The following is an 11317-nucleotide window of genomic DNA, read 5'->3' on the forward strand; positions in this document are numbered from 1 at the left end:
CCGGCTCGGCGGCCAGTTCCGCGACGATCAGCCGCGCGCGCGGCAGGCTCGGCCACCACGCGATCCGTTCGACCGGCACCAACGGCAGCGCATGCGCGGCCGCGAGCGCCGGCAGGTAAGCGGCCAGCGCGTCGCAGCACGCCCGCTCGATCGCGCCGACGAACGCGAGTGTCACATGCAGTTGCGCGGGCAGCGGACGCCGCGCGCCACGGGTAACCGGCAACGCGTGCAGCGCGTCGCGCGATGCCGCATCGGGCATCAGCGCGACGAACACGCGCAGCCGGTCGCCGTTCATGACTCGCGCACCACCGCGCGCGGCACGCTGTCGGCATCGGCCGCGGCCGGACGCTGCGGCAGCGGGCCATGCTCGCCCCACACGTCGGTCGGCAGCACGTTCGCGAGTTCCGGAATCGTGTTGCGCGTGAACACCGGATCGGCAACGCCTTGCGCGCGCTGGCGGCGATAGTCGGCCCACGCGGCGTGCGCATACTTGCCGAGTGCGAGGATCGCGATCAGGTTGATGATCGCCATCAGCCCCATGCTCGTATCGGCCATCGCCCACACGAGCGGCAGTTGCCCGACGCTGCCGAACATCACCATGCCGAGCACCGCGATGCGGAACAGCGGCAGTACGCCGCGCCGCTTCGTGATGAATTCGACGTTGCCTTCCGCATACGCGTAGTTGCCGATCACCGACGAATACGCGAAGAAGAAGATCGCGAACGCCATGTAGATGCCACCCCAGCCGCCCACGTGGCTCGCGATCGCGCGCTGCGTGAGCGCCGCGCCTTCCATGCCGGTGCCCAGTTCGTACTGGCCCGACAGCAGGATCACGAAGGCGGTCGCGCTGCAGATCACGATCGTGTCGACGAACACGCCGAGCATCTGGATCAGCCCCTGCACGACCGGATGCCGCGTGCTGGCGGTCGCCGCCGCATTCGGCGCGCTACCCATGCCGGCCTCGTTCGAGAACAGCCCGCGCTTCACGCCCATCGCGACCGCCTGGCTGACCGCATAGCCCGTCAGGCCGCCCGCCGCCTGCTCGAGACCGAACGCGCTCTTCACGATCAACTCGATCACGCCCGGCACCAGCGCGATGTGCGTCGCGACCGCATAGACCGCGAGCGCGAGGTAGCCGATTGCCATCAGCGGCACGATCACCTGCGCAACCGCCGCGATCCGGCGGATCCCGCCGAAGATGATCGGCGCGGTCAGCAGCACGAGCCCGAGACCGACGCTCGCGCGGCTCCAGCCGAACGACGTGTCGAACGCATCGGCGATCGCGTTGGCCTGCACCGCGTTGAACACGAAGCCGAACGCGAGGATCAGCGACAGCGAGAACAGCACGCCGAAGCCGCGCGAGCGCAGGCCCGTCTGGATGTAGTACGCGGGGCCACCGCGATAGCTGCCGTCCGGGTGCGACACCTTGAAGATCTGCGCGAGCGTCGCCTCGACGAACGCGGACGACATCCCGACCAGCGCCGTCATCCACATCCAGAAGATCGCGCCGGGCCCGCCGACCGTCAGCGCGACCGCGACGCCGGCGATGTTGCCGGTGCCCACGCGGCTCGCGAGCCCGGTCGCGAACGCCTGGAACGACGAGATGCTGCCCGGCTCGCCCTTGCTGCCGACCAGCTTCATGCTGAGGAACAGCGCCTTCAGCTGGATCATCCTGAACCGCAGCGTGAACCACACGCCCACGCCGAGCAGCAACGCAATCAGCACGTAGTTCCACAACACGCCGTTGACGGCGTCGATCAGCCCTTGCACGAGTGCTTCCATCCAGAGTCCTTGTAAATAGGGTCAGTCATATGTGATGGCCGCTCGCTTCACGGCCGGAGGGGCGACATGATATGACAATTTGCAAGGATCATTACAAAACGAAAGATTTGAGATGCCGGGAAATCGCCGCCGGATGTGATCAGATTAGGCGACGCTTCGCGAAAATGCGGGGGTGGGCCGGGTGCGACTGCCCGGCAGGGCGATGCGCCCGGAGGACCATGAATCGTACGCTGCCGAGAGCTTCAGTCGAAATCGCCGTCTCGCTCGTCACGAAACCTCCGGACACCTTCATGATCCCGACCGTCACCCGTTGCGTCGTTCGCCTGACCTTTATCCTGATCGCGGCAGCCGCCGCACTTGCGTTGCTCTTGCTCTTCGTCGTCGGAATGGCGAGATACGAGCGAGACGAAGGCATGTGCCCCAACGCATCGATCGCGGAACTTGAGGCAGGGATTCTTGCTTTCGCGAAAGCGCAGGGGAGCCTTACCGACGAAGTTGAATTCGTCGGCACGCCCCGCTACCACACCGACACGCTCGGCTGGTGGGGATTCGATCTGAGATCGGGCGACGCCAGCTACGTCGCGACGATCGCTTGCGACGGCCGCGTCACCGGCTTCGGAAGAATCCAGATGCTTCCGCTCGCGCCGGCGAAACCAGCGCATTGACGTCGTTCGGCCCCCAGCATCATCGATACTGGCCGCACCATAAAAAAACCGGGCGCCCTTTCGGACGCCCGGCTGATACCGCGATGCTGCTCGACCCGCGCTTACCGCGGCAGGCTCGAATGCCCCATCAGGTACGCATCGACCGACCGCGCGCACTGGCGGCCTTCGCGGATCGCCCACACCACGAGCGACTGGCCACGGCGCATGTCGCCCGCCGCGAACACCTTGTCGACCGACGTGTAGTACGAGCGATCGCCTTCGGTTGCCGCGCGTGCATTGCCGCGCGCATCCTTCGCGACGCCGAACGCTTCGAGCACGGGCGCTGCCGGCTGCGTGAAGCCCATCGCGAGCAGCACGAGGTCGGCCTTCATCTCGAACTCGGAGCCCGGCACTTCCTGCATCTTGCCGTCCTTCCACTCGACGCGCACCGCGATCAGCTTCTCGACCTTGCCGTTCTTGCCTTCGAGGCGCTTCGTCGCGACCGCCCAGTCGCGCTCGCAACCTTCTTCGTGCGACGACGACGTGCGCAGCTTGATCGGCCAGTACGGCCACACGAGCGGCTTGTTTTCCTCTTCCGGCGGCTGCGGCAGCAGCTCGAACTGCGTGACGTGCTTCGCGCCGTGACGGTTCGACGTGCCGACGCAGTCGGAACCCGTATCGCCGCCGCCGATCACGATCACGTGCTTGCCCTTCGCGAGCAGCTGGTCGACGAGCTTGTCGCCCGCGTTCACGCGGTTCTGCTGCGGCAGGAAGTCCATCGCGTAATGCACGCCCGCGAGTTCGCGGCCCGGCACCGGCAGGTCGCGCGGCGTTTCCGAACCGCCGGCGATCACGACCGCGTCGAATTCTTCCTTCAGCGTGTCCGGCGAGATGGTTTCCTTCGCGAGGCTGCCGATCGACTCGGGCAGCTGATCCTTGCCGATGAACACGCTGGTGCGGAACGTCACGCCTTCCGCTTCCATCTGGCGCATGCGGCGATCGATCAGCCACTTCTCGAGCTTGAAGTCGGGGATCCCGTAGCGCAGCAGGCCGCCGACGCGATCGTTCTTCTCGAACACCGTCACGTCGTGGCCCGCACGCGCGAGCTGCTGCGCGGCAGCGAGGCCCGCGGGGCCCGAGCCGACGACCGCGACCTTCTTGCCCGTCTTGTGCTCGGCCGGCAGCGGCTTCACCCAGCCTTCCGCCCAGGCCTTGTCGATGATCGCGTGCTCGATCGACTTGATGCCGACCGGGTCGTCGTTGATCCCGAGCGTGCACGCCGACTCGCACGGCGCCGGGCAGATGCGGCCCGTGAATTCCGGGAAGTTGTTGGTCGAGTGCAGGACTTCGATCGCCTGCTGCCAGTCCTGGCGGTAAACGAGATCGTTGAAGTCCGGAATGATGTTGTTGACCGGGCAGCCGTTGTTGCAGAACGGGATGCCGCAATCCATGCAGCGCGCGCCCTGGACCTTCGCGTCCGCGTCGGTCAGTGCCGCGACGAATTCCTTGTAGTGCTTCACGCGCGTGAGCGGTGCTTCGTACGCCTCGTGGCGGCGTTCGAACTCCAGAAAACCGGTTGCCTTGCCCATAAGGTGCTCTTCTGTTCGGTGTATCGGGTGGGGGAGCCGCGCGCGGCAATCATGCGCGCGCGGCATTCGCTATGTCGTTCGTCGCTCAGGCGGCCAGTTCTTCCTTCGCCGCCTTCTTCGCACCGATCTCGCCCAGCGCGCGCTTGTATTCGTGCGGGAACACCTTCACGAACTGGCGGCGCGCCGCGTCCCAGTTTTCCAGCAGCGACTTCGCGCGCGGCGAACCCGTGAACTGGAAATGACGCTCGACGAGCCCCTTGAGCAGCGCTTCGTCCGTCATGCCCGCATGCCAGAGCGCGCGGTCGACCGTGCGCTCCTGCTCGGCCTGCTGCAGCACCGGCTCGAGCGCGACCATCGACTTGTTGCACTTCGCCGCGAACGTGCCTTCCGGATCGTAGATGTACGCGAGACCGCCCGACATGCCGGCCGCGAAGTTGCGCCCCGTCTCGCCGAGCACGACGACCGTACCGCCCGTCATGTATTCGCAACCGTGGTCGCCCGTGCCTTCGACAACCGCCGTCGCGCCCGAGTTACGCACGCAGAAGCGCTCGCCCGCGACGCCGCGGAAGAACGATTCGCCTTCGATCGCGCCGTACATCACCGTGTTGCCGCAGATGATGTTTTCCTCGGACTTGCCGCGGAAGTCGTTGGTCGGACGGATGATGATCCGGCCGCCCGACAGGCCCTTGCCGACGTAGTCGTTGCCGTCGCCGACGAGGTCGAGCGTCACGCCCTTCGCGAGGAACGCGCCGAAGCTCTGCCCGGCCGTGCCCTTCAGCTGGATGTGCACCGCATCGTCGGCCAGGCCGTCGTGGCCGTGCTTCTTCGCGATCACGCCCGACAGCATCGCGCCGACCGTGCGGTTCACGTTGCGCACCGGCTGGATGAACGACACATGCTCGCCGTTCTCGATCGCGGCCTTCGCCTTCTCGATCAGCACGTGGTCGAGCGCGCGCTCGAGGCCGTGATCCTGCACGTCGACGTGACGCGGCGCGACGTCCTCGCACTCTTCCGGCTGGTAGAACACGCGCGAGAAGTCGAGGCCCTTCGCCTTCCAGTGCTCGATGCCCTTGCGGGTGTCGAGCAGGTCGGCGCGGCCGATCAGGTCGTCGAACTTCGCGACGCCGAGCTGCGCCATGATCTCGCGCACTTCCTCGGCGACGAAGAAGAAGTAGTTCACGACGTGCTCGGGCTGGCCCTTGAACTTCGCACGCAGCACCGGATCCTGCGTCGCGACGCCGACCGGGCACGTGTTCAGGTGGCACTTGCGCATCATGATGCAGCCTTCGACGACGAGCGGTGCCGTCGCGAAGCCGAATTCGTCCGCGCCGAGCAGCGCGCCGATCACGACGTCGCGGCCCGTCTTCATCTGGCCGTCGGCCTGCACGCGGATGCGGCCGCGCAGGCGGTTCAGCACCAGCGTCTGCTGCGTTTCGGCGAGGCCCAGCTCCCACGGCGTGCCTGCGTGCTTGACCGACGACAGCGGCGATGCGCCCGTGCCGCCGTCATGGCCGGCGATCACGACGTGATCGGCCTTCGCCTTCGCGACACCGGCCGCGACCGTGCCGACGCCCACTTCCGACACGAGCTTCACGGAGATGCTCGAGCTCGGGTTCACGTTCTTCAGGTCGTGGATCAGCTGCGCCAGATCCTCGATCGAGTAGATGTCGTGGTGCGGCGGCGGCGAGATCAGGCCGACACCCGGCACCGAGTAACGCAGCTTGCCGATGTATTCCGACACCTTGTGGCCCGGCAACTGGCCGCCTTCGCCCGGCTTCGCGCCCTGGGCCATCTTGATCTGGATCTGGTCGGCCGACGCGAGGTACTCGGCGGTGACGCCGAAGCGGCCCGACGCGACCTGCTTGATCTTCGAGCGCAGCGAATCGCCGTCCTTCAGCGGAATGTCGCTGACGATCTCGTCGCCGATCACCGACTTCAGCGTCTCGCCCGCCTTGATCGGAATGCCGCGCAGCTCGTTGCGATAGCGCTTCTGGTCCTCACCGCCTTCGCCGGTGTTCGACTTGCCGCCGATCCGGTTCATCGCGACCGCGAGGGTTGCGTGCGCTTCGGTGCTGATCGAACCGAGCGACATCGCGCCCGTCGCGAAGCGCTTGACGATGTCCTTCGCCGATTCGACGTCGTCGATCGGGATCGCCTTGGTCGGCTCGACCTTGAACTCGAACAGACCGCGGAACGTCATGTGACGCTTGGTCTGGTCGTTGATCAGGTGCGCGTATTCCTTGTACGTCTGGTACGAGTTGCTGCGCGTCGCGTGCTGCAGCTTCGCGATCGAATCCGGCGTCCACATGTGGTCTTCGCCACGCACGCGGTACGCGTACTCACCGCCCGCGTCGAGCATGTCGCGCAGGACCGGGTTGTCGCCGAACGCATCGCGGTGCAGGCGGATCGCTTCTTCCGCGACTTCGAACAGGCCGATGCCGCCAACCTTCGACGCCGTGCCCTTGAAGTACTTCTCGACCAGGTCGCTCGACAGGCCGAGCGCTTCGAAGATCTGCGCGCCCGTGTACGACATGTACGTCGAGATGCCCATCTTCGACATCACCTTCTGCAGGCCCTTGCCGACCGCCTTCGTGAAGTTGTAGACGGCCTTCTCCGGCGACAGGTCGCCCGGCAGCCCTTCGGCCATCTTCGCGAGCGTTTCCATCGCGAGGTACGGGTGCACGGCTTCCGCGCCGTAGCCCGCGAGCAGCGCGAAGTGGTGCGTTTCACGCGCGGAGCCCGTCTCGACGACGAGGCCCGTGCTCGTGCGCAGCCCTTGCTGGACGAGGTGCGAATGGATCGCCGACGTGGCGAGCAGCGCCGGAATCGCGACATGCTCGGCGTCCGTCTTGCGGTCCGACACGATCAGCATGTTGTAGCCCGACTTCACCGCGTCGACGGCTTCCGCGCACAGCGACGCAAGGCGTGCCTCGATGCCTTCCTTGCCCCATGCAACCGGGTAGCAGATGTTCAGTTCGTAGGCGCTGAACTTGCCGCCCGTGTACTGGTCGATCGCGCGGATCTTCGCGATGTCCTTGAAGTCGAGCACCGGCTGCGACACTTCGAGACGCATCGGCGGGTTGATGTTGTTCGTGTCGAGCAGGTTCGGCTTCGGGCCGATGAACGACACGAGCGACATCACCATGTTCTCGCGGATCGGGTCGATCGGCGGGTTCGTGACCTGCGCGAACAGCTGCTTGAAGTAGTGATAGAGCGTCTTGTTCTTGTTCGACATCACCGCGAGCGGCGAGTCGTTGCCCATCGAACCGACGGCTTCTTCACCCTGCTGCGCCATCGGCGCCATCAGGAACTTCAGGTCTTCCTGCGTATAGCCGAACGCCTGCTGGCGGTCGAGCAGCGCGGCGCCCTGCGTGCGGCCGGCCGCGACTTCCTCGGCCTTCGGCTCGATCTCGTCGAGCTTGATGCGCACGGCGTCGATCCAGCTCTTGTACGGCTTCGCGTTCGCGAGGTTGTCCTTCAGTTCCTTGTCGTCGATGATGCGGCCGTGTTCCATGTCGATCAGGAACATCTTGCCCGGCTGCAGGCGCCACTTCTTGACGATCTTCGATTCGGGGATCGGCAGCGTGCCGGCTTCCGACGCCATGATGACGAGGTCGTCGTCGGTCACGATGTAGCGCGCCGGGCGCAGGCCGTTGCGGTCGAGCGTCGCGCCGATCTGGCGGCCGTCGGTGAACGCGATCGCGGCCGGGCCGTCCCACGGCTCCATCATCGCGGCGTGGTATTCGTAGAACGCGCGGCGGTTCTCGTCCATCAGCGTGTGCTGTTCCCACGCTTCCGGGATCATCATCATCACCGCGTGCACGAGCGGGTAGCCGGCCATCACCAGCAGCTCGAGACAGTTGTCGAACGACGCGGTATCCGACTGGCCCGGGTAGATCAGCGGCCACAGCTTCGGCAGATCGTCGGCGAGCACGTGCGACGCGATCGCGCCGGTACGCGCGTTCAGCCAGTTCACGTTGCCCTTCACGGTGTTGATCTCGCCGTTGTGCGCGATCATCCGGTACGGGTGAGCCAGCTCCCACGCCGGGAACGTGTTGGTCGAGAAGCGCTGGTGCACGAGCGCGAGCGCCGACACGACGCGCGCGTCCTGCAGGTCGCGGTAGTACACGCCGACCTGGCCCGCGAGCAGCAGGCCCTTGTAGACGATCGTGCGCGCCGACATCGACGGCACGAAGTATTCCTTGCCGTGCTTGAGCTTCAGCGCCTGGATGCGGTGGCTCGCCGTCTTGCGGATCACGTACAGCTTCCGCTCGAGCGCGTCCGTCACCATGATGTCCTTGCCGCGGCCGATGAAGATCTGGCGGATCAGCGGCTCGCTCGCCTTCACGGTCGGCGAAATCGGCATCGCATGGTCGACCGGCACGTCACGCCAGCCGAGCACGACCTGGCCCTCGGCCTTCACCGTCCGCTCGAGCTCCTGCTCGCACGCGAGACGCGATGCGTTTTCCTTCGGCAGGAAGATCATGCCGACCCCATATTCACCAGCCGGCGGCAGGTTCACGCCCTGCTTCGCCATTTCTTCGCGATAGAACGCGTCCGGGATCTGGATCAGGATGCCCGCGCCGTCGCCCATCAACGGATCGGCGCCGACCGCGCCGCGGTGATCGAGGTTCTCGAGGATCTTCAGACCCTGCTGAATGATCTCGTGGCTCTTCTTGCCCTTGATGTGAGCGACGAAGCCGACGCCACAGGCGTCGTGTTCGTTTTGCGGGTCATACAGACCTTGTGCGGCGGGCACCGCGGCGAGCGGCTGCTGGTGGTCGTTCATGGGGACACCGTCGTAAAGGGGGCCTGGAGGCCGTTGAACCATTTTCTTGTTGCCGTCGATCCCGCTCCCGACGGGAGACGGCACGGCCGACAGTGGATGGGCATGCTTCGCCCGGGCCACCGGAATTCGGAATATACGCGACGAATCAAAGGAATAGCAACAAAAACCGCTTGATCGAACCCCAATTAAATGCATGCCTCGATCTGGTGCCGTTTTATTGGGGCCGTATCATTTTGGTGCAAAAAGAAGCGGCGCCCGCAGCGCCGCCTCCTGAACCGCCGTTCCCGGATTACTGCTGGATCGGCGGCGTGTTTTCACGCACCTTTCTGGGGCGTCCGCGCGGTAGCGGCGACACGCGCCGGTTCGCGGTACGCGCCGCCCACTCGCGATAATTCTCGCCGCCGAGCACCCAACCCTTCAACGTCGCCTGCTGCAACTGGTCGGCCTGCCGCTCGTCGAGCGGCTGCTCGCACAGCTCCTTGTACGCGCGCTGGCGGTCGAACGGCGTATTGCCGAGCGCCCAGTAGAGCGGATGGTCGGTGATCAGGCTGTCGACGGTGAGCCCGACGTGATGCCGGTAGCTCGACCAGCGATAAGCCTCGGGCGTCGCGACGAGCTGCGCGCGCACCGGGCTCATCTCGACCACGCGGCTCCCGAGCAGGAAATAGCGCTCGCCTTCGATCACCGTCGCGCGGTAGCGGCCTTCCCACAGGGTGCCGCGCCGCGAATAGCGCCGGTTGAAATGTGCGACATAGCGGCGGCCGACAGCCTGCATCGCTTTCGGCAGGCTCGCCTCGTCGCTCGGCGTCACGAGCAGTTGCACCTGGCGCGGCAGCAGCACGTAGGCGTGCACCGACAGGTGATGATCGCGCGCGGCGGCCTTCAGGCAATCGATGAAGAGTTCGTAGTCCTGGTCGTCGACGAACGCGGGTTGCTGATCCAGGCCGCGCAGTATCACGTGCTGCGGCTGGTCGGGAACGTAGAGTCGTGCTAACCGTGCCATGCTGAATGTCCGTTTGAACGCGTTAGGAAATACCCGGGGGTCCGATAGTGCGCACCTGCGTAGAATGCCTGTCCCGACAGGGCGCGGAAGCGTACGGTCGTACTAATCCTAGGGTGAAAACTCTAACTTACGAGCTTGTTTGGTTTTAAACGCAGTCGTCATAATGAGCACGCCTTACATCGGAGGAGACACAATGAAACGAAAACTGGCCATTACGGGGGCTGCAGCGCTCGCATTCACGTTTGCGGGCGGTACGGCACACGCACAATCCGCAGGCGATTTCTACGTCAGCACCGGCTGGCTGCACCTCGCGCCGCAGGACAGCAGCGATCCGCTGTACCTCTACGGCGTCGGCGGCACGCCCGTCAACCAATCGATTCCCAACACGGGCGCTGGCATCAGCGACGCCGACACGCTCGCACTGGCGACCGGTTACTTCGTGACCGACCATATCGCCACCGAGTTCATTGCCGGCATTCCGCCGAAGTTCGACATCACCGGCAAGGGTCAGTTCGCGAATTTTGGTACGCTCGGCCGCGCGTACCAGTGGAGCCCCGCGCTCCTCCTCAAGTACTACTTCAACGACGCCAACGCGAAGTTCCGTCCGTATATCGGCGTCGGCGCGACGTATATCTGGTTCACCGGCGCGAAGATCACGAACAGCGCGTTCGAAAACGGCGCGCTCGGCGGCCCGACCAGCGCACAGACCAGCAACCAGTGGGCGCCCGTGTTCAACGCCGGCTTCACGTACAACTTCACGAAACACTGGTTCGCCGGCCTCTCGATGTCGTACATCCCGGTCAGCGTGACCGCGACGTTCACGACCGCCAAGCGAACCCAGGTGGGCACCCTGACCGAAACGTCGAAAGCGCACATCTCGCTGAACCCGATCGTGACGTACCTGAACGTCGGCTACCGCTTCTAAGCGTAGTCGAATATTTGGGGAATGGTTAATCCTGCTGCAATTTGTAGCGGATTTTTCCTGACGTAACGTCTCCACGATGTAAAACGCCCCGGCGGGAAACCCGCCGGGGCGTCGTTTTTTTCGCGTCGGGCACGTTCCCGACCCGGGTTTCACTGGCCGCCGTCGCGGCCGTCAGGCGATGTCGATGTCGTCCAGTGCCGTGGAGGCGATCAGGTCGATACGGTCCGTGCAGACCGCGTCGACGCCCCAGCGCGCCAGTTCGCGTGCCCGTTCGAGGTCGTTTACCGTGTAAACCAGGATGCGCAACCCGGCCGCCTTGATCGCGCGCACGAGCGGTTCATCGAGCTGTTTGTGGTCTGCATGCAACGAAACGCAGCCGAGCGCGCCGACCACTTGCGCGTGCCAGTCGTCCGGCACGGCCTCGTAGAGCATCCCGCGCGGCAGCGCCGGCGCCGTCGCGCGCGCCTGTTGCAGCGCATCGAACGAGAACGACGACAGGAGCGGCGGGACCGCGGCATCGCGCCAGTACGCGGCCGCGTCGGCCGCCACGCGCTGCCCGGTCTCGCGCTCGCGCCCCTCTCTCTT

The 11317-nt window shown here is 65.4% G+C and carries 8 protein-coding genes; 2 read left to right on the forward strand and 6 right to left on the reverse strand.

All coding sequences use genetic code 11. The features are described from left to right. Nucleotides 1–295, reverse strand: a 295-nt coding sequence (locus tag JYJ84_RS17525; protein ID WP_275890725.1) for a 2'-5' RNA ligase family protein, incomplete at its 3' end; no start/stop codon positions are given. Further along, a complete protein-coding gene (locus tag JYJ84_RS17530; RefSeq protein WP_174958683.1) occupies nt 292–1782 on the reverse strand; it encodes a sodium:alanine symporter family protein in 1491 nt (496 codons plus the stop codon). The genes JYJ84_RS17525 and JYJ84_RS17530, both read right to left, overlap by 4 nt. A 218-nt stretch (nt 1783–2000) precedes the next feature. On the opposite strand from JYJ84_RS17530, the gene JYJ84_RS17535 reads away from it, so the two are divergent. After that, entirely contained in the window at nt 2001–2447 is a 447-nt protein-coding gene (locus JYJ84_RS17535) for a hypothetical protein (RefSeq protein ID WP_236027692.1), read from the forward strand. Nucleotides 2448–2548: 101 nt separating this feature from the next. Here JYJ84_RS17535 and JYJ84_RS17540 read toward each other — a convergent pair whose 3' ends face one another. The 3 genes from JYJ84_RS17540 to JYJ84_RS17550 all read right to left on the reverse strand — a co-directional run bounded on the left by JYJ84_RS17540 (nt 2549) and on the right by JYJ84_RS17550 (nt 9807). Next, complete coding sequence (locus JYJ84_RS17540; RefSeq protein ID WP_122944222.1) at nt 2549–4015, reverse strand: glutamate synthase subunit beta; 1467 nt, start codon at nt 4013–4015, stop codon at nt 2549–2551. 85 nt (nt 4016–4100) lie between these two features. Then, a complete protein-coding gene (locus JYJ84_RS17545; RefSeq protein WP_122944221.1) occupies nt 4101–8804 on the reverse strand; it encodes a glutamate synthase-related protein in 4704 nt (1567 codons plus the stop codon). 289 nt (nt 8805–9093) lie between these two features. Next, complete coding sequence (locus tag JYJ84_RS17550; RefSeq protein ID WP_122944220.1) at nt 9094–9807, reverse strand: transposase; 714 nt, start codon at nt 9805–9807, stop codon at nt 9094–9096. A 193-nt stretch (nt 9808–10000) separates the two neighbouring features. Here JYJ84_RS17550 and JYJ84_RS17555 point away from each other — a divergent pair, with 193 nt between their 5' ends. Continuing rightward, the gene (locus tag JYJ84_RS17555) at nt 10001–10732 is read left to right on the forward strand and encodes an OmpW family protein (RefSeq protein WP_043191805.1); all 732 of its coding nucleotides are present in this window, start codon (nt 10001–10003) and stop codon (nt 10730–10732) included. Nucleotides 10733–10903: 171 nt separating this feature from the next. Here the strand turns inward: JYJ84_RS17555 and JYJ84_RS17560 are convergent. Continuing rightward, the coding region (locus tag JYJ84_RS17560; protein WP_275890726.1) for a glycerophosphodiester phosphodiesterase family protein at nt 10904–11317 on the reverse strand (414 nt) is incomplete at its 5' end.

Origin of the sequence: Burkholderia sp. LMG 13014 (assembly GCF_905232215.1) — a bacterium.
Taxonomy (GTDB): Bacteria; Pseudomonadota; Gammaproteobacteria; order Burkholderiales; family Burkholderiaceae; genus Burkholderia.